The sequence below is a fragment of the Streptomyces sp. NPDC001135 genome, from assembly GCF_053598395.1.
Genome location: NZ_JBSFKD010000022.1, coordinates 86,343 through 104,649, shown reverse-complemented (window position 1 = coordinate 104,649; position 18,307 = coordinate 86,343). Strand labels below are relative to the sequence as shown.

Sequence of the window (18,307 nt, the reverse complement as noted above, 5' to 3'; positions counted from 1 at the left end):
GTCCTCGGCCGCGGATCAGGCGCAGAGCGTAGCCGCGGACGGCGGGCGGGGGCCGGTGCCGGGGCGGGCGGGAGCGGGAAATCGCCCGTTCGGGTGTGCGTCCGGGGACGGGGCGGTACGGCGGTGGAGACGGGCAGGTTTCGGACGAAGCGCGACGGGGTGGGCGGGGGAGGAGTGCGGCAGCCGGATCCCGGGCACCGCAAGGTCTGTCCGGGCGTGGGGCCGGCAGCGGCGGCGGGCGTTGTCGGTGGCGGCTGCGAGACTGGACGAGGCGCCACGGAACCGACGCACGAAGGAGTGATCGGCATGGCAGGTACGGGCGGCGGACGGCCGAGCCTCTACCCCACGGTGCTGTACGCGGACGCCAAGGCGGCGATACGGCAGCTCACGGAGGCCCTCGGCTTCACCGAACTGTCGGTGTACGAAACGCAGGACGGCAAGGTGATGCACGCCGAGCTGGTCCAGGGCAACGGCGCGGTGATGATCGGCTCCAAGGGGCGGGGCGGCCTGTTCGACGCGGCGATGAAGGACGCGGGCCCCGCCGGGGTGTACGTCGTCGTGGACGACGTGGACGCCCACCACCAGCGGGCCCTGGAGCACGGCGTGGAGATCCTGATGCCCCCGACCGACCAGGACTACGGCTCGCGTGACTACATGGCCCGCGACGCCGAGGGCAACATCTGGAGCTTCGGGACGTACGCCCCGGAGCTCGGCGCCTGACCCGCGGGCGGCTCGGCCCGGGGCCGGCTCACCCCCCGGTGTGCACCTGGAAGGCGGCCCGGCGCACGGCCTTGGCGAGGGCCGGGTCGGGGTGTGCGGCGGCGAGCGCGACCAGGACCTGCACGGTGCGGGGGTGACCGACGGCTCGGACCTCGTCGAGCAGCTGGGGGACCGTCGGCTGCACCGCGGACTCCAGATGCCGGACCAGCATCGGCGCCTCGCCGTGGTCGGCGACGGCCGCGGCGGTGTCCACCCACAGCCAGGTCGCCTCCTCACGGGTCAGGACCTCGTGGGCGTCCTCCGGGTCGGCGCCGTCGTGCTCGGCGAGCCACAACAGGGCGTACGGCCGGACCGCGGGCTGGTCCACGACGGCGCGTACGTCGGGCTCGGCGGGGGCGCCGACGACGCGCAGCGCCTCGAAGGCCAGGCCGCGCAGCAGGGCGTCCTCCCCGCGTGCGGCCTGGATCAGCTCGGTGACGGCGCTGCCGACGGGGCGGGCGGCGAGCCAGGCGCGGTATTCGGCGCGGGCGGCGTTGGGGCGCAGCTGGGCGCAGCCGCGGAGCATGTCCTCGGCCGACTGCTCGATGTTGCCGGCCGGGCTCTGCGCGGCCACGCAGATCTGCTCCAGCTTGACCCAGACCGCCCAGCTGCCCAGGGGGGTGAGGGTGGCCTGCCCGTCGCCGTAGGTCAGCGCGCCCACGGCGGCGAGGGCCCGCAGCGCCCAGTCGAGGAGCGGGGCGAGCGGGGTGCCTGCGGCGGTCGCGCGGTCGGCCGGGCCTGGGGCCACCGGCTGCCCGGCCCCGTGCGTGACCGGCTGTCCGGATCCGTGCGCGGCCTGTCCGGTGCCGGGCTCGGCCAGTTGCGGGGAAACCGGCTCGGCCGGCTGCAGGGCCCCCGGCGCGGTCGGCTGCATCGGTAGCGGCGCGACCGGCTGCCGGGCTCCCGGGACCGTCGGCCGCGTGGGGCCGGAGCCGGTGGGGTGGTCGGTGCCGGGCCCGTAGGGGACCTCGCAGCGCTCCGTGCGCAGTTCGGTGACCCGCTGCTGGAGCAGGTCGAGCAGCTGCTCGACCGGGACGGGGCCCGCGGACAGCTGGAGGAAGGAGAGCACCTGCGGCATGGCCGAGACGACCTCGGCGACGGCGGCCGGCTCGTGCCCCTCGGGTTCCGGGGACGCGAGCGACCAGGCGTCGAAGAGGGCGACCCAGCCGCGCAGCACGGCGCTGTCGTCGCGGTCCCAGGCGCGCAGCCGCCAGCCGGGGCGCGCGCTGTCCCCGTGCACCTCGACGAGTCCGGCCAGGCGTGCGGTGTCCCAGTCGGCGCGGACCTGGGCGGCGCTCAGGCCCAGGTCGGCGGCGGCGCGCTCGGCGGTGACGGCGGAGAGGGTGGCCTTGCCGTCGGCGGTGGCACCGTCGCTGCCGGGGCCGAGTGCGGCGTCGGCCCAGCGGGCCACACGGACCGGGCCGGCCAGCCCGGTGCGTGCCATTCTCGCCAGTTCGGCCGGGGCGGGCGTGCCCTCCGGCGGCCGGGGTGCGGGGCGGCGCGGGCGCCGCTGGTTCACAGCTCTGGGGGCGGCGGCCAGGGGTCGCGGTCGGACGAGTCGGAGCCTGGAGTCGCGCGGGATACGGGACGTCACGGGTGCAGTCTTCCGGTTGACGGTCCGAAAACCCAAACGGAATGTCACGGGGGGCCACAGGGCTGGCCAAGGCACGGGGTTCGGTGCGGGGCGAGGTGGGGTGATCAAGCCAGTCGTACGACCTTAAACGGAATGCCCCGCACCGGGTGGACCGGGGATCCGCGGACCTGCGTCCGGAGACCCGGGGGCCCTCACATCAGGGGGGTCAGGAACCGGCGCAGCCGCTCCTCGTACTCCTTCGGGTCGGCGTTCCACATCGCCGCGTGCGGGGCCCTGGCCACGGTGTGCAGGGCGACCAGATCGGCACGGCGGTGGGCGAGCCGGCGGGAGAGCTCCCAGGGGGCCACCTGGTCGTCGGGGCCGTGGAAGATCAGGGTCGGTAGGGCGAGCCGGCCGGGGTCGGTGATCTCGACGACCCGGTCGGCGTGCAGGCCGGCCCGGCCCTGTGCGGCCCGCACGGCGAGCGGCAGCAGCGGCTGCGGGGTGTGGCGTGCCTGGGCGAGGGCGCGCAGCGTGGCCTCCCAGCTGAGCACCGGGGAGTCCAGGACCAGTCCCGCGATGCGCTCGCGCACCGCTGAGTGCTCGGCGGCGCGCAGGGCCATGGTCGCGCCGGTGGACCAGCCGAGCAGGACGACCCGGCGGGCGCCGTACCGGACGGCGTAGCGGATGGCCGCGTCCAGGTCCCGCCACTCGGTCTCGCCGAGGTGGTTCAGGCCGTCCGGCGGGCGCGGGGCGCCGAGGTCGCCGCGGTAGGCGAGGGCGAGGACCGGGAGCCTGCGGGCGTGCAGGAAGCCCATGAGGTTCATGGCCTGTTCCCGGGTGGTGCCCAGGCCGTGCACGGCGATCACCCAGGTGTCCCGCTGGCCGGGTACGAACCAGGCGGGCAGTTCGCCGAGTTCGCCGGGCACGTCGATGTCGGCGTGGTCGAGGCCGAGGGCGGCGGACGGATCGCCGATGTACAGGTTCGGGGTGAGCCACACCGCGTCGCCGGGGGCGAACGTGCCGTGCGTGACGCGTTCCAGGCGGCGCACGACGGTGTCGGCCGTGTGCCGGGCCGCCTCCAGGACGGGGCCGACGACCGCGTGGGAGCCGTCGCCGGCCAGGCCGTAGGTGCCGGGGCGCAGCGCGGCCAGGTCGCGGGTGAGCGCGATCCGGCCGGCGGCCGTGCCGTGCACGGTGAGGCGGGGCTCGGTGGGCAGCGGACGGCCCGCGGGTGCCTTCAGCGCGGCGTCGCTGGCGAGCCGGCCGACGGCCACGGAGGCCATGCCGGCGGCCAGTGCCGCGGTGAGGGCGGCGGCGGTCGCTTTGACGGGGCGCACGCGTCCAGTGTCGTGGGGGTTGCTGCCACCGGCCAGCGGAAGGGTGGGGCCGGACGAGGAGCGTCGGGGTGCGGGCGGGTCCGGCACCGCCGGACGCCTCCGCCGTGGCTGAGCGCCGTTGCGGCGGAGCGAAGTGAAGGCAGTCGAGAAAGAGCGGAACGAGTCGCGCGGCAAGGGGTCACCTCCGTTGGCCGTATCCCTTCAAGCGTTCCCCGGCCTCGCTCAGTTGTGCCTCGGTCAGCAGGGACGGCGTGAGACCCGGCACCGAGGAGGCCGTCAGCCACAGGCGGCACATCCACTCCAGCTGGGCGGTGCGGTCGTAGGCCTGGTCGAGGGCGGCGCCGTAGGTGATCGTGCCGTGGTTCTGCAGCAGGCAGCCGGAGCGGCCCGCCAGGGCGCGGAGCATGTTCTCGGCCAGCTCGTCGGTGCCGTAGGTGGCGTAGGGGGCGACACGGACGGGGCCGCCGAGGGCGCCGGCCATGTAGTGGACGGGCGGCAGCTCGGGCACGAGCGTGGAGACCGCCGTCGCGTGCACGGCGTGGGTGTGGACGATCGCGCGGGCGTCGGTGGTGCGGTAGACGGCGAGGTGCAGGGGCAGCTCGCTGGTCGGCACCAGGGTGCCGAGCACCTGGCGTCCGGCCAGGTCGACACCCGTGATGTCGTCCGGGGTGAGCCGGTCGTAGGGCACGCCCGACGGGGTGACGAGCACGAGGTCGCCGACGCGTGCCGAGACGTTCCCGGAGGTGCCGACCACCAGCCCGTCGGCTACGGTCCGCCGCGCCGTCGCGACCAGGTGCGCCCAGATCCGTTCCCGTTCCGCGTCCCGCCGCTGTTCAGCCATGCCGCGATCCTGCCAGCCGCACCCGCGGAGAGGGGAGTGGCGGTCGCTCCAGGCCGCGGGCGCGCACCCCCGAACGGGTGGAGATCGGGGGGAATCGCCGCACATGAGGCGCAGATTCGATGATCGCCGGGCCTTCAATGGTCTGCCTTGCCCGCCGGACGTTCTCCCGTCCGCCGACCCGGGGAGACATATGGCCCGTGAACGCACTCGCCTCCGTCGCCGCGCCGGTGTCCTCGTGGCGGCCACGGCGGCGCTCGCCCTCGTGGGCACCGCGCCCGCGGCGGCCGGCACCCGGGCACCGGCCAAGCCCCACGGACACGACGTCTCGTCGCACCAGAAGCGCGTCGACTGGCCGGCCGCCCGGTCCAAGGGCGCGCGGTTCGTCTACGTCAAGGCGACGGAGTCCACGGACTACCGCAACCCCTACTTCTCCCAGCAGTACGACGGCGCCCGCAAGGCGGGCCTGGTCCGGGGCGCCTACCACTTCGCCCGGCCGGACAAGTCCTCCGGCGCCCAGCAGGCCGCGTACTTCGTGCGGCACGGCGGGGGCTGGCGGGCGGACGGCTGGACGCTGCCACCCGCACTCGACATCGAGTACAACCCGTACGACAAGAAGCACAAGTGCTACGGGATGGGCAGGAGGCGGATGGTCCGCTGGATCCGGTCCTTCAGCAACGAGGTCAAGCGGAGGACCGGCCGCCGCCCGGTGATCTACACCACCACCCAGTGGTGGAAGCTGTGCACCGGCAACAGCCGCGCGTTCTCCGGCAACCCCCTGTGGATCGCCCGCCACGGCACCTCGCGTCCGGGGAAGCTGCCGGGCGGATGGCAGTACTGGACGATCTGGCAGTACGGCACCAAGGGCCGGCTGCCGGGTGACCAGAATCTCTTCAACGGGTCCGCGAGCCGGCTGCGGACCCTCGCGCGGGGCCGGTAGCCATGGGGCGCCTGGGCCGCGGGGGCCGAACGAAACCCCACTCCCCCCACTCGGACACCGCCACGCCCGCCTCAGTTCATCTTCCGTTCACCCAGGTTGCCTACGGTCGTCCAGCCAATGACCTCGAACGATTGCCTGGGTAAATGGAAAGCTTCTCGCTGATCCTCGCGATTGTGGTGGTAACCGCACTCGCGTTCGATTTCACGAACGGTTTCCACGACACCGCGAACGCGATGGCCACCACCATCTCCACAGGCGCCCTGAAGCCGAAGATCGCGGTAACCATGTCCGCCGCCCTGAACCTGGTCGGCGCCTTCCTCTCCGTGGAGGTCGCGAACACGATCTCCAAGGGTCTCGTCGACGAGACCGGCATCCGTCCCGAGGTCATCTTCGCCGCCCTGGTCGGCGCGATTCTCTGGAACCTGCTGACCTGGCTGGTGGGTCTGCCGTCCAGTTCCTCGCACGCCCTGATGGGCGGTCTGATCGGCGCCACCGTCGCCTCCGCCGGCTTCGGCGCCGTCCACGGCGACGTGCTGGTCACCAAGGTGCTGCTGCCGGCGGTCGCCGCGCCGGTCGTGGCGGGCCTCGCGTCGCTGCTGGCCACCCGGTTCTCCTACGGCATCGGCGGCAAGGCCGAGGGCGAGGCCACCCGCAAGGGCTACCGCGCCGGCCAGATCGCCTCCGCCGGCCTGGTCTCCCTCGCCCACGGCACCAACGACGCCCAGAAGACGATGGGCATCATCACCCTCGCGCTGATCGCGGGCGGCGCCATCGCCCCGGGCTCCAACCCTCCCACCTGGGTCATCCTCTCCGCCGGCCTGGCCATCGCGCTGGGCACCTGGATCGGCGGCTGGCGCATCATCCGCACCATGGGCACGGGCCTGACCGACCTGGAGCCGCGTCAGGGCTTCGCCGCCCAGACGAGCGCCGCGACCGCCATCCTGGCCTCGTCCCACCTGGGCTTCTCGCTGTCCACCACGCACGTCGTCTCCGGTTCGGTGATGGGCGCGGGCCTCGGCCGCAAGGGCGGGGTGGTCCGCTGGTCCACCGCGACCCGGATGGCCGTCGCCTGGGTACTCACCCTCCCGGCCGCCGCGCTGGTCGGCGCGGGCGCCGAGTCCGTCACGGACCTCGGTGACTGGGGCACCGCCGTCGTCGCCGTCTTCCTGGTCGGCGCGAGCGCCGCGATCTGGAAGATCTCCCGCCGTGAGGTCGTCGACCACACCAACGTCGTCGCCGACACCGAGGAGCCGGCCGGCGTGGTGACCACCGCCATCGCCGCGGTGACCCCGCCCCCGGCGGGCACGCTCGCCGAGGACCTCACGGCGACGATCCCCTCCCCGGCCACAGCCGAGCCCGTTGCTCCGGCCGCCCCGCCGGCCGCCACCGTCTGACCCCGGTCACCCCGGTTACCGAAGGAAGCATCATGAAGATCGACTGGGCGGCCCTCGGCTCCGTCTTCGGCGTCAGCCTCGCGTTCGCGGTGGGCCTGGTGGCCCTGTTCACCCTCGGCATCAACGGTCTGGCCCGGCGCGAGAAGGCCGCGGCCCAGGGCGGTTCCGCCGGCCTCGCCGTCACCGGCGCCTACGTCTGCTTCGCCGCGTGCGCGGCGGCGGTGGCGTACGGCATCTACCTGATCGTGGCCAAGCCCTGACCCACCCCCTGAAGGCTCCCCTCCCGTCGTGACGCGGAAGGGGAGCCTTTTGTCACGCGGAAGGGGAGCCTTTTGTCACGCGGAAGGGGAGCCTTTCCCCTGCCCCGCACGCCCCACGATGTGGGGATCGGCACACTCTCCCCGTGCAGGTCAACGGCAAGTTGACGGCCGTTCCGGGCGCGTGGTGGACTGCCCGGGCCATGTACGGCGGCAAGAGAGGAAGCCGGTGCGAATCCGGCGCGGTCCCGCCACTGTCACCGGGGAAGAACCCCGGAAGCCAGGAACTCTCACCGCCGAATCTCGTCGAACCAGGGCGCGGACACCCTGAGTGAGGACACGGATCGCCATGCTCGGCTGCCGAAGGACAAGGACCCGACCCAGGCCCGCTCCTGCACCCACGGCCGGCTGAGCCGATGGGTGCCGATCGCATGTACGCGTACGGCGCCGCCGCCGGCCTTCTCGGTGACCTGCTCCTCGGCGACCCCCGCCGTGGTCATCCGGTCGCCGCGTTCGGGCGGGCGGCCGCTGCCGTGGACCGCGCGTTGTGGCACGACCACCGCGGCTGGGGCGCCCTGCACACCGTCGTGTGCGCCGGAGGCGCCGTCACACTCGGCACGGTGGCCGCACGCGCTGTACGCCCCTCCCCCACCGCCACCCTCGCGCTGACCGCCGCGGCCACCTGGGCGGTCGTCGGCGGTACGTCACTCGCCCGCGAGGCCCGCACGATCGGGCGTGCGCTGGAGGCCGGGGACGTCGAGGCGGCACGGGCACGGCTGCCGCATCTGTGCGGCCGGGACCCACAGGCACTGGACGCCGACGGGATCGCCCGGGCGGTCGTCGAGTCGGTCGCCGAGAACACCTCCGACGCCGTCGTGGGGGCGCTGGTGTGGGGGGCCGTGGCCGGGGTCCCGGGGCTGCTCGGGTTCCGGGCGGTCAACACCCTGGACGCCATGGTGGGTCACAAGTCCCGCCGGTACCGGCGCTACGGCTGGGCCTCCGCCCGGCTCGACGACCTGGCCGGCTGGCCGGGGGCGCGGCTGACCGCCGTACTCGCCGCCACGGCCGGACCCGACCCCCGGGGGGCCCTGCGCGCCTGGAAGGCCGACGCCCGCGAGCACCCGAGCCCCAACGCCGGTCCCGTCGAAGCCTCCTTCGCCGGCGCCCTCGGCGTACGCCTGGGCGGCACGCTCTCCTACGGCGGCCGGGTCGAGCACCGGCCCGTGCTGAACGGGGACACCGGGCGGGCCGTCCGGGCCACCGACATCGACCGGGCCGTACGGCTCTCCCGCCGCGTCGGCCTCCTCGCGCTCGGCACCACGGTCGCCGCGCGCCACCTCGTCAAGAGCCTGAAGGGACGTGGCAAGTGAGCGGGGGTCTCCTCGTCGCCGGCACCACCTCCGACGCCGGCAAGAGCGTCGTGACGGCCGGGATCTGCCGGTGGCTGGTGCGCCAGGGCGTGAAGGTCGCGCCGTTCAAGGCGCAGAACATGTCGCTCAACTCCTTCGTGACCCGTCAGGGCGCGGAGATCGGGCGGGCCCAGGCCATGCAGGCCCAGGCGTGCCGGATCGAACCGACCGCGCTGATGAACCCGGTGCTGCTCAAGCCGGGCGGCGAGCAGAGCAGCCAGGTCGTACTGCTGGGCAAGCCGGTGGGCGAGCTGAGCGCGCGCGGGTACCACGGGGGGCGTCAGCAGAAGCTCCTCGGTCCCGTGCTGGACTGCCTGGCCGAGTTGCGGGGCACGTATGACGCGGTGATCTGTGAGGGTGCGGGCAGCCCGGCCGAGATCAATCTGCGCCGGACCGACATCGTGAACATGGGGATCGCGCGCCGTGCGCGCCTGCCGGTGCTGGTGGTGGGCGACATCGACCGCGGGGGCGTCTTCGCGTCCTTCTTCGGGACCGTCGCCCTGCTGTCGCCCGAGGACCAGGAGCTGGTCGCCGGGTTCCTGGTGAACAAGTTCCGGGGCGATGCCGGCCTGCTGGAACCCGGGCTGGAGATGCTCCACGGCCTGACCGGGCGGCGGACGTACGGCGTGCTCCCCTTCCGGCACGGTCTCGGTATCGACGAGGAGGACGGACTGCGCGTGTCCCTGCGCGGCACCGTCCGGGAGTCCACCGTGATCCCGCCCGTCGGCGAGGACGTGCTGCGGGTCGCCGTGTGCGCGATCCCGCTGATGTCCAACTTCACGGACGTGGACGCGCTGGCCGCCGAACCGGGTGTCGTGGTGCGGTTCGTGGACCGTCCGGAGGAACTGGCGGACGCCGACCTGGTCGTCGTTCCGGGCACGCGCGGGACCGTACGGGCGCTCGCGTGGCTGCGGGAGCGGGGCCTCGCGGACGCGCTCGTCCGGCGTGCCGCCGAAGGACGCCCGGTCCTCGGTATCTGCGGCGGCTTCCAGATCCTCGGCGAACGCATCGAGGACGAGGTCGAGTCACGCGCCGGCACCGTCGACGGGCTCGGTGTGCTGCCCGTGCGGGTGCGGTTCGCCCGCGAGAAGACCCTGACCCGGCCGGCCGGAGAGGCTCTCGGCGAGCGGGTCGAGGGGTACGAGATCCACCACGGTGTCGCCGAAGTCGACGGCGGTGAGGCCTTCCTGGACGGCTGCCGGGTCGGCCGGACCTGGGGCACGCACTGGCACGGTTCGCTGGAGTCGGACGGCTTCCGGCGGGCCTTCCTGCGCGAGGTGGCCGCCGCCGCGGGCCGCCGCTTCGTGCCGGCGCCCGACACCTCCTTCGCCGCGCTGCGCGAGGAGCAGCTCGACCGGCTCGGCGACCTGATCGAACAGCACGCGGACACGGACGCGCTCTGGCGGCTCATCGAGTCGGGCGCGCCGCAAGGACTGCCTTTCATTCCACCGGGAGCGCCCGCATGAGCACAGTGTTGTTGTTGTCGACCGCCGACACGGATCTGCTGGCGGCCCGGGCCTCCGGCGCGGACTACCGCATCGGCAACCCGACCCGGGTGGACGTCCGCGAGGAGCTGCCGCGCCTGCTCGACGGGGCCGACCTGGCCGTCGTACGGCTGCTGGGCGGCAAGCGCGCCTGGGAGGAGGGGCTCGCCGCGCTGAAGGCGGCCGGGATCCCGACCGTGCTGCTGGGCGGCGAGGCCGTCCCCGACGCCGAGCTGATGGCCGAGTCGTCGGTGCCGGCCGGTGTGGTGGCGGAGGCGCTGAAGTACCTGGTCGAGGGCGGCCCCGCGAACCTGCTGGAGCTGTCCCGGTTCCTGTCGGACACCGTGCTGCTGACCGGTGAGGGCTTCGAGGAGCCGCGGAAGATGCCGGAGTACGGCGTCCACGGCTCGTACCGGGTCCAGGGCGGCCGGCCGACCGTGGGCGTGCTCTTCTACCGAGCGCACGAACTGAGCGGCAACACCGCCTTCGTGGACACCCTGTGCGAGGCGGTCGAGGCGGAGGGCGCCAACGCCCTGCCCGTCTACTGCGGTTCGCTGCGCGGCGCGGACGCCGGGCTGTACGAGTTGCTGGCGAAGGCCGACGTGCTGGTCGCCACGGTGCTCGCGGCCGGCGGCACCCACGCCTCGCAGGCGTCGGCGGGCGGCGACGAGGAGTCCTGGGACATCGGGGCCCTCGCGGATCTGGACATCCCGGTGCTGCAGGGCCTGTGCCTGACCTCCTCGCGGGCCGCGTGGGAGGACTCCGACGCCGCCCTGTCCCCCATGGACGCGGCGATGCAGGTCGCGATCCCGGAGTTCGACGGGCGTCTGATCACCGTGCCGTTCTCCTTCAAGGAGCAGGGCCCGGACGAGGTCCCCGTGTACCTCGCCGACCCGGAACGGGCCGCGCGGGTGGCCGGGATCGCCCTGCGCCACGCCCGGTTGAAGCACAAGCCGAACGCCGAGAAGAAGGTCGCGCTGGTCTTCACGGCGTACCCGACCAAGCACTCCCGGGTCGGCAACGCGGTCGGTCTGGACACGCCCGCGTCGGCGGTGCGGGTGCTGGACGCCCTCCGGGACGCCGGTTACGCACTCACCGAGTACCCCTCCGGCGGCGACGAGCTGATCCACCGGCTGATCGAGGCCGGCGGCCATGACGTGGAGTGGCTCACCGAGGAGCAGCTGGCGGCGGCGCCCGCGCGCGTGCCGCTGGCCGACTACCGGGCGTGGTTCGAGAAGCTGGACCCGGAGCTGCGGGACGCGATGACCGAGGCGTGGGGCGAGCCGCCGGGCAGTCTCTACGTCGACGGTGACGACATCGTGCTGGCGTCGCTCCGGTTCGGGAACGTCGTCGTGATGATCCAGCCGCCGCGCGGTTTCGGCGAGAACCCGATCGCGATCTACCACGACCCCGACATGCCCCCCTCGCACCACTACATGGCCGCCTACCGCTGGCTGGAGAACAGTTTCGGCGCGGACGCGATCGTGCACATGGGCAAGCACGGCACGATGGAGTGGCTGCCGGGCAAGGGGCTCGGCCTGAGCGCGGGGTGCGCTCCGGACGCGGTGCTCGGTGACCTGCCGCTGATCTACCCGTTCATCGTCAACGACCCCGGCGAGGGCACCCAGGCCAAGCGGCGCGGGCACGCCACGGTGGTCGACCACCTGGTGCCGCCGATGGCCCGCGCCGACACCTACGGCGACCTCGCCAAGCTGGAGCAGCTGCTGGACGAGTACGCGCTCGTCTCCGACCTGGACCCGACGAAGGCCCCGGCCGTCCGCGCCCAGATCTGGACGCTGGTCAAGGCGGCCGAGCTGCACCACGACCTGCATGTGGACGAGCAGCCGGACGACGACGCGTTCGACGAGTTCGTCATGCACATCGACGGCTATCTGTGCGAGATCAAGGACGTGCAGATCCGCGACGGTCTGCACGTCCTGGGCGGCGGCCCGGTCGCCGAACCGCGCGTGAACCTGGTCCTCGCCGTGCTGCGCGCCTCGCAGGTGTGGGGCGGGCAGGCGAACGCCCTGCCGGGGCTCCGGTCCTCGCTGGCGGCCCATTTCGGGCTGGACGAGAAGGACCTGCTGGCCCAGCCCGGTGCGCCGGTGAAGGTGCCGGTGGAGCTGACGGACCTGGCGGAGGGGCCGGCGCGCACGGCCTCCGACGCGATCGACCTGCTGGAGCAGCTGTGCCGGCGGATCGCGGAGGGCATGGAGGCGCGGGAGTGGGACCGTGGGGTCGTCCGTGCCGTCCTGCGGGGCGTGCTCGGCACCGAACTTGCGGAGGCCGTGTCCGTGCTGGAGTTCGCGTGCGACGAGGTCGTACCGCGGCTGGCGAGGACCACGGACGAGATCGGGCACATCCTGCGGGCGCTGGACGGCGGTTACGTCCCGGCGGGTCCGTCGGGTTCGCCGACCCGGGGCCTGGTCAACGTGCTGCCGACCGGCCGGAACTTCTACTCGGTCGACCCCAAGGCCATTCCGTCCAGGCTGAGCTGGGAGGTCGGCCAGTCGCTCGCCGACTCGCTGGTGCAGCGGTATCTGCAGGACACGGGTGAGTACCCGAAGTCCGTCGGCCTGACGGTGTGGGGCACGTCCGCGATGCGCACCCAGGGCGACGACATCGCCGAGATCCTGGCGCTGCTGGGCTGCCGTCCGGTGTGGGACGACGCCTCGCGCCGGGTCACCGGCTTCGAGATCGTCCCGCCGGCGGAGCTCGGGCGGCCCCGCATCGACGTCACGGTCCGTATCTCCGGGTTCTTCCGGGACGCGTTCCCGCACGTCGTCGGGCTGATCGACGACGCGGTGCGGGCGGTGGCCGAGCTGGACGAGCCGGCGGAGTCCAACTACGTGCGGGCGCACGCCGACGAGGACACCGCCGAGCACGGCGACCGGCGGCGCGCCACGGCCCGGGTCTTCGGCTCGAAGCCGGGGGCCTACGGCGCCGGTCTGCTGCCGCTGATCGACGCCCGCAACTGGCGCAGCGACGCGGACCTGGCCGAGGTCTACGCCGTCTGGGGCGGGTACGCGTACGGGCGCGGGCTCGACGGGCGGGCGGCGCGCGGGGACATGGAGACCGCGTTCAAGCGGATCGCGGTCGCCGCGAAGAACGTCGACACCCGCGAGCACGACCTGGTCGACGCGGACGACTACTTCCAGTACCACGGCGGCATGGTCGCCATGGTCCGGCATCTGACCGGCGCCAACCCCGAGGCCTACGTGGGCGACAGTGCCGTACCGGACCAGGTGAGGACCCGCACGCTGGGCGAGGAGACGCACCGCGTCTTCCGGGCCCGGGTGGTCAACCCGCGCTGGATGGCGGCCATGCGCCGGCACGGCTACAAGGGCGCCTTCGAGATGGCGGCGACCGTGGACTACCTGTTCGGCTACGACGCCACGGCGGGCGTGGTCGACGACTGGATGTACGAGAAGCTCAGCGCGGAGTACGTCTTCGACCCGGAGAACCGGGACTTCATGAAGAAGTCCAACCCGTGGGCGCTGCGCGGCATCGCCGAGCGGCTGCTGGAGGCGGCCGACCGGGGCCTGTGGGCCGAGCCGGACGCGGACACCCTGGAGCGGCTGCGCGCCACCTACCTGGAGCTGGAAGGCGACTTGGAGGGCGACGACCAGTGACGACCCCCTTCCCCTTTACGGCCGTTGTCGGCCAGGACGACCTGCGGCTCGCGCTGCTGCTGAACGCCGTGTCCCCGGCGGTGGGCGGGGTGCTGGTGCGCGGTGAGAAGGGCACGGCCAAGTCCACGGCCGTACGTGCTCTGTCGGCGCTGCTGCCGGAGGTGGCCGTCGTCCCCGGGTGCCGGTTCTCCTGCGACCCGGCGGCACCGGATCCGTCCTGCCCGGACGGGCCGCACGAGCCGGGGCCCGGTACGGCGCGCCCGGCCCGGATGGTCGAGCTGCCCGTCGGCGCCTCCGAGGACCGGCTGGTCGGCGCCCTGGACATCGAGCGGGCCCTCGCCGAGGGCGTGAAGGCGTTCGAGCCGGGCCTGCTGGCCGACGCGCACCGCGGGATCCTGTACGTCGACGAGGTCAACCTGCTCCACGACCACCTGGTCGACCTGCTGCTGGACGCGGCGGCGATGGGTGCGTCGTACGTGGAGCGGGAGGGCGTCTCGGTACGGCACGCGGCCCGGTTCCTGCTCGTGGGCACCATGAACCCCGAGGAGGGAGAGCTCAGGCCCCAGCTCCTGGACCGGTTCGGACTGACGGTGGAGGTCGCGGCCTCGCGGGAGCCGGACCAGCGGGTCGAGGTGGTGCGGCGCCGGCTGGCGTACGACGACGATCCGGCCGCGTTCGCCGCCCGGTGGGCCGAGGAGGAGGCCGGCGTACGGCAACGGATCGTGGCGGCACGGGCGTTGCTGCCGCGGGTGCGGCTCGGCGACGGTGCGCTCAGGCAGATCGCGGCGACGTGCGCGGCCTTCGAGGTGGACGGCATGCGCGCCGACATCGTGATGGCGCGTACGGCGACCGCGCTGGCCGCATGGGCCGGGCGGACGGACGTCCTCGCGGAGGACGTCCGGCAGGCGGCGCTGCTGGCGCTGCCGCACCGGCGCCGGCGGAACCCGTTCGACGCGCCGGGCCTGGACGAGGACAAGCTGGACGAGACGCTGGAGCAGTTCTCCGGGGAGGACGAGAGCGACGACGATCCCGATCCGGACGGTCCCGGCGGGGGCGGCGGTCGGCCGCAGCCCGATTCCGGGCCGCAGGGGGGCGGGGACACCGCCGCGCGGCCGGAGGCCGGTGAGGGCGGGGAACCGCAGGTGTCCGGCGCGCGGGAGCAGTCGGCCGTACGGGCCGCCGAGCCGTTCCGGGCCAAGGTGCTGAGCGTGCCCGGGATCGGCGAGGGTGCGGCGGGGCGGCGCTCGCGGGCGCGGACCGAGCACGGGCGCACGACCGGGGCCCGGCGGCCCCGGGGCGCGCTGACCAAGCTGCACCTGGCCGCCACCGTGCAGGCCGCGGCCCCGCACCAGCGGGCGCGCGGCCGGTCCGGGCCGGGGCTGGTGGTCCGCCGGGACGATCTGCGGCAGGCGACCCGGGAGGGACGCGAGGGCAACCTCGTGCTGTTCGTCGTGGACGCCTCGGGGTCGATGGCGGCGCGGCAGCGGATGAGCGCCGTGAAGGGTGCCGTGCTGTCGCTGCTCCTCGATGCCTACCAGCGGCGGGACAAGGTCGGGCTGGTGACCTTCCGGGGATCGGCCGCGGAGGTCGCGCTGCCGCCGACCTCCTCCGTGGACGCGGCGGCGGCCCGGCTGGAGTCGCTGCCGACCGGTGGCCGTACGCCGCTCGCGGCCGGGCTGCTCAAGGCGCACGAGGTGCTGCGCGTGGAGCGGCTGCGGGATCCGGCGCGGCGGGCGCTCGTGGTCGTGGTGACCGACGGGCGGGCCACCGGCGGCCCCGAGCCGGTCGCCCTCGCCGGGCGTGCGGCGCGGCTGTTCGCGGCCGAGTCGGTCGCCTCGGTGGTCGTGGACTGCGAGTCGGGGCCGGTACGGCTCGGGCTCGCCGGACAGCTCGCGGGTGAGCTGGGCGGTACGGCGGTGACGCTCGACGAGTTGCGGGCGGACTCGATCGCCGGGCTGGTGAAGGACGTACAGAGGAGGGCCGCGTAATGCCGCAGGGACAGCCGAGTGTCGTACCGGACGACGGCCTGACGACCCGTCAGCGCCGCAACCGTCCGCTGGTCGTCGTGCACACGGGCATCGGCAAGGGCAAGTCCACCGCCGCGTTCGGGCTCGCGCTGCGCGCCTGGAACCAGGGGTGGCCCATCGGGGTGTTCCAGTTCGTCAAGTCGGCGAAGTGGAAGGTCGGCGAGGAGAACGCCCTGCGGGTGCTCGGCGCCTCCGGCGAGGGCGGGACCGTCGACTGGCACAAGATGGGCGAGGGCTGGTCCTGGGTGCAGCGGGACGCGCAGATGGACAACGAGGACAAGGCCCGGGAGGGCTGGGAGCAGGTCAAGCGGGACCTGGCCGCCGAGACGTACCGGCTGTACGTGCTGGACGAGTTCGCCTACCCGATGCACTGGGGATGGGTGGACACGGACGAGGTCGTCGACGTGCTGCGGAACCGGCCCGGCACCCAGCATGTGGTGATCACCGGGCGCAACGCGCCGGAGAAGCTGGTGGGGTTCGCGGATCTCGTGACCGACATGTCCAAGGTCAAGCACCCCATGGACGTGGGCCAGAAGGGCCAGAAGGGCATCGAGTGGTGACGTCGTCGGTGCCTCGGCTGGTCATCGCCGCGCCCTCCTCGGGCAGCGGCAAGACCACCGTCGCCACGGGGCTGATGGCCGCGTTCGCCGCGCGGGGGCTCGCCGTGTCCCCGCACAAGGCCGGGCCGGACTACATCGACCCCGGGTACCACGCGCTCGCCACCGGGCGGGTGGGGCGCAACCTGGACGCGTACCTGTGCGGGCCGGAGCTGGTCGCTCCGCTGTTCCTGCACGGGGCGCGGGGATGTGACCTGGCCGTGGTCGAGGGCGTGATGGGGCTGTACGACGGGGCGGCGGGGGAAGGCGAGCTGGCCTCCACCGCCCATGTGGCCAAGCTGCTGCGGGCGCCGGTGGTGCTGGTGGTCGACGCGTCGTCGCAGTCGCGGTCGGTGGCGGCGCTGGTGCACGGGTTCGCCTCCTGGGACCCGCAGGTGCGGGTCGGGGGCGTGATCCTGAACAAGGTGGGCTCCGACCGGCACGAGGAGTTGCTCAGGGAGGCGCTGGACTCCTCCGGAGTGCCGGTGCTGGGTGTGCTGCGGCGGGTGCCGCGGGTGGATACGCCGTCTCGGCATCTGGGGTTGGTGCCGGTGGCCGAGCGGCGGTCCGACGCGGTGGACGCGGTGGCGGCGATGGCCGCTCAGGTGGAGCGGGGGTGCGATCTCGACGCTCTGCTGCGACTGGCACGGAGTGCGGGAGACCTGTCATGCGCTCCTTGGGAACCGCCCGTCACCCCGACGGGGAAGCGTGAGGTGGTCGCCGTGGCCGGCGGGTCCGCGTTCACCTTCTCCTACGCCGAGCACGCCGAGCTGCTCACCGCCGCCGGGGCCGAGGTCGTCACCTTCGATCCCCTGCGGGACGAGCAACTGCCCGAGGGCACGGCCGGGTTGGTCGTCGGCGGCGGTTTCCCCGAGGTGTACGCCGCCGAGCTGTCCGCCAACGAACCACTGCGCGAGGCCGTCGCCGAACTCGCCCTGAGCGGTGCTCCCGTCGCCGCCGAGTGCGCCGGGCTGCTCTATCTGTGCCGGGAGCTGGACGGACAGCCGATGTGCGGGGTCCTGGACGCCACCGCGCGCATGACGGAACGGCTCACTCTCGGCTACCGGGACGCCGTGGCCGTCGGCGACAGTGTGCTGGCCGCCGCGGGGACCCGGATGCGGGGGCACGAGTTCCACCGCACGGTCGTCGAGCCCGGCGCCGGCACGGCTCCCGCCTGGGGCGTGCGGGCGCCCGTACGGCGGGTCGAAGGTTTCGTACAGCAGGGCGTGCACGCGAGTTACCTGCACACGCACTGGGCGTCCGAGCCCGGTGTCGCCCGTCGGTTCGTGGAGAGGTGCCGGACGTCATGAGCAGCAGGCTGGTCGGGGTCGGGGTCGGTCCCGGGGATCCGGAGCTGGTGACCGTCAAGGGGGTCAACGCGCTGCGGGCCGCCGATGTCGTCGTCGTCCCCGTCATGGACACCGGGGAGCGGGGGCGGGCCGAGGCGACCGTGTTGCACTACGTCTCCGAGGACAAGGTCGTCCGGGTGGTGTTCGCGCTGAACGAGCGGACCGACCGGGCGCGCCGGGAAGCCGCCTGGGACGCGGCGGGCGGGCGGGTGGCCGAGCTCCTCGCAGCGCACGGATCCGTCGCGTTCGCCACCATCGGCGATCCGAACGTGTACTCCACGTTCACGTATCTCGCGCAGACCCTCGTGGAACTGGTGCCGGACGTCGTCGTGGAGACCGTGCCCGGGATCACCGCCATGCAGGATCTGGCGGCGCGGTCCGGTGCCGTGCTGACCGAGGGCACCGAGCCGCTGACCCTCGTACCGGTCACCGCCGGGTCCGCCGTGCTCAAGGACGCGTTGGCCGGACCCGGGACCGTCGTGGCGTACAAGTTCGGGCGTCAGGCCGCCGAGGTCGCCGAGGCGCTGCGGGAGACCGGGCGGCTGGGGGACGCCGTGTGGGGTTCGGCGCTGGGGCTGCCGGAGGAGTCGGTGCGGCCGGCCGGTGAGCTGGACGGGACGCCGTTGCCGTATCTGTCGACACTGATCGCGCCCCCGCGGCGGGACGGCGGACGGGGCGGGAAGCTGTGAGGCGCCCGGGCCGGCCGGTC

The 18,307-nt window shown here is 73.8% G+C and carries 14 protein-coding genes and 1 riboswitch; of the genes, 11 read left to right on the top strand and 3 right to left on the bottom strand.

Translation table 11 applies throughout. From position 1 onward, the window contains the following. The first annotated feature begins 306 nt into the window (after nt 1-306). Complete coding sequence (locus ACWC94_RS25600) at nt 307-720, top strand: VOC family protein (protein ID WP_450799349.1); 414 nt, start codon at nt 307-309, stop codon at nt 718-720. A 28-nt stretch (nt 721-748) separates the two neighbouring features. Here ACWC94_RS25600 and ACWC94_RS25595 read toward each other — a convergent pair whose 3' ends face one another. From ACWC94_RS25595 to ACWC94_RS25585, 3 genes are all read right to left on the bottom strand, one after another. Then, entirely contained in the window at nt 749-2,203 is a 1,455-nt protein-coding gene (locus tag ACWC94_RS25595; protein ID WP_450799348.1) for a hypothetical protein, read from the bottom strand. A 341-nt stretch (nt 2,204-2,544) separates the two neighbouring features. Beyond that, the gene (locus ACWC94_RS25590; RefSeq protein ID WP_450799347.1) at nt 2,545-3,672 is read right to left on the bottom strand and encodes an alpha/beta hydrolase; all 1,128 of its coding nucleotides are present in this window, start codon (nt 3,670-3,672) and stop codon (nt 2,545-2,547) included. Between the two features lie 178 nt (nt 3,673-3,850). After that, on the bottom strand, nt 3,851-4,513 hold the full coding sequence (locus ACWC94_RS25585) for a class II aldolase/adducin family protein (protein ID WP_450799345.1): 663 nt from the start codon (nt 4,511-4,513) through the stop codon (nt 3,851-3,853). Nucleotides 4,514-4,703: 190 nt separating this feature from the next. On the opposite strand from ACWC94_RS25585, the gene ACWC94_RS25580 reads away from it, so the two are divergent. The 10 genes from ACWC94_RS25580 (at nt 4,704) to cobI (ending at nt 18,287) form a co-directional block, all read left to right on the top strand. Beyond that, a complete protein-coding gene (locus tag ACWC94_RS25580; protein ID WP_450799344.1) occupies nt 4,704-5,450 on the top strand; it encodes a lysozyme in 747 nt (248 codons plus the stop codon). 143 nt (nt 5,451-5,593) lie between these two features. Then, nucleotides 5,594-6,844 carry an anion permease gene (locus ACWC94_RS25575; RefSeq protein ID WP_450799343.1) on the top strand — a complete coding sequence of 417 codons (1,251 nt, stop codon included), beginning with the start codon at nt 5,594-5,596 and terminating at the stop codon, nt 6,842-6,844. A 32-nt stretch (nt 6,845-6,876) separates the two neighbouring features. Next, nucleotides 6,877-7,104 (top strand): hypothetical protein, encoded by a 228-nt coding sequence (locus tag ACWC94_RS25570; protein ID WP_450799342.1) that lies wholly within the window; start codon nt 6,877-6,879, stop codon nt 7,102-7,104. 168 nt (nt 7,105-7,272) lie between these two features. Beyond that, nucleotides 7,273-7,413: riboswitch (cobalamin riboswitch) on the top strand. 104 nt (nt 7,414-7,517) lie between these two features. Then, nucleotides 7,518-8,471, top strand: coding sequence for a cobalamin biosynthesis protein (locus ACWC94_RS25565; protein ID WP_450799341.1), 954 nt, complete (start codon nt 7,518-7,520; stop codon nt 8,469-8,471). Next, the gene (locus ACWC94_RS25560; protein ID WP_450799340.1) at nt 8,468-9,976 is read left to right on the top strand and encodes a cobyric acid synthase; all 1,509 of its coding nucleotides are present in this window, start codon (nt 8,468-8,470) and stop codon (nt 9,974-9,976) included. Before ACWC94_RS25565 ends, ACWC94_RS25560 begins: the two co-directional genes overlap by 4 nt. Further along, nucleotides 9,973-13,626: a cobaltochelatase subunit CobN gene (cobN, locus tag ACWC94_RS25555; protein ID WP_450799339.1), complete on the top strand. Its 3,654-nt coding sequence runs from the start codon at nt 9,973-9,975 to the stop codon at nt 13,624-13,626. Before ACWC94_RS25560 ends, cobN begins: the two co-directional genes overlap by 4 nt. Next, nucleotides 13,623-15,614 (top strand): putative cobaltochelatase, encoded by a 1,992-nt coding sequence (locus ACWC94_RS25550; protein WP_450799338.1) that lies wholly within the window; start codon nt 13,623-13,625, stop codon nt 15,612-15,614. The genes cobN and ACWC94_RS25550 overlap by 4 nt, the downstream gene beginning before the upstream one ends. Next, nucleotides 15,614-16,213, top strand: coding sequence for a cob(I)yrinic acid a,c-diamide adenosyltransferase (cobO, locus tag ACWC94_RS25545; protein WP_450799337.1), 600 nt, complete (start codon nt 15,614-15,616; stop codon nt 16,211-16,213). Before ACWC94_RS25550 ends, cobO begins: the two co-directional genes overlap by 1 nt. Beyond that, the gene (locus ACWC94_RS25540; RefSeq protein ID WP_450799336.1) at nt 16,210-17,559 is read left to right on the top strand and encodes a cobyrinate a,c-diamide synthase; all 1,350 of its coding nucleotides are present in this window, start codon (nt 16,210-16,212) and stop codon (nt 17,557-17,559) included. The genes cobO and ACWC94_RS25540 overlap by 4 nt, the downstream gene beginning before the upstream one ends. Next, nucleotides 17,556-18,287 (top strand): precorrin-2 C(20)-methyltransferase, encoded by a 732-nt coding sequence (gene cobI, locus ACWC94_RS25535; RefSeq protein WP_450799335.1) that lies wholly within the window; start codon nt 17,556-17,558, stop codon nt 18,285-18,287. The genes ACWC94_RS25540 and cobI overlap by 4 nt, the downstream gene beginning before the upstream one ends. Nucleotides 18,288-18,307 lie beyond the last annotated feature (20 nt).

Excerpts from the sequence above, each read along its gene's own strand:
- ACWC94_RS25600 (WP_450799349.1), top strand. The coding sequence starts at position 307 with ATGGCAGGTACGGGCGGCGGACGGCCGAGCCTCTACCCCACGGTGCTG.
- ACWC94_RS25595 (WP_450799348.1), bottom strand. The coding sequence starts at position 2,203 with ATGGCACGCACCGGGCTGGCCGGCCCGGTCCGTGTGGCCCGCTGGGCC.
- ACWC94_RS25585 (WP_450799345.1), bottom strand. The coding sequence starts at position 4,513 with ATGGCTGAACAGCGGCGGGACGCGGAACGGGAACGGATCTGGGCGCAC.
- ACWC94_RS25580 (WP_450799344.1), top strand. The coding sequence starts at position 4,704 with ATGGCCCGTGAACGCACTCGCCTCCGTCGCCGCGCCGGTGTCCTCGTG.
- ACWC94_RS25575 (WP_450799343.1), top strand. The coding sequence starts at position 5,594 with ATGGAAAGCTTCTCGCTGATCCTCGCGATTGTGGTGGTAACCGCACTC.
- ACWC94_RS25570 (WP_450799342.1), top strand. The coding sequence starts at position 6,877 with ATGAAGATCGACTGGGCGGCCCTCGGCTCCGTCTTCGGCGTCAGCCTC.
- ACWC94_RS25565 (WP_450799341.1), top strand. The coding sequence starts at position 7,518 with ATGGGTGCCGATCGCATGTACGCGTACGGCGCCGCCGCCGGCCTTCTC.
- cobN (WP_450799339.1), top strand. The coding sequence starts at position 9,973 with ATGAGCACAGTGTTGTTGTTGTCGACCGCCGACACGGATCTGCTGGCG.
- cobO (WP_450799337.1), top strand. The coding sequence starts at position 15,614 with ATGCCGCAGGGACAGCCGAGTGTCGTACCGGACGACGGCCTGACGACC.
- cobI (WP_450799335.1), top strand. The coding sequence starts at position 17,556 with ATGAGCAGCAGGCTGGTCGGGGTCGGGGTCGGTCCCGGGGATCCGGAG.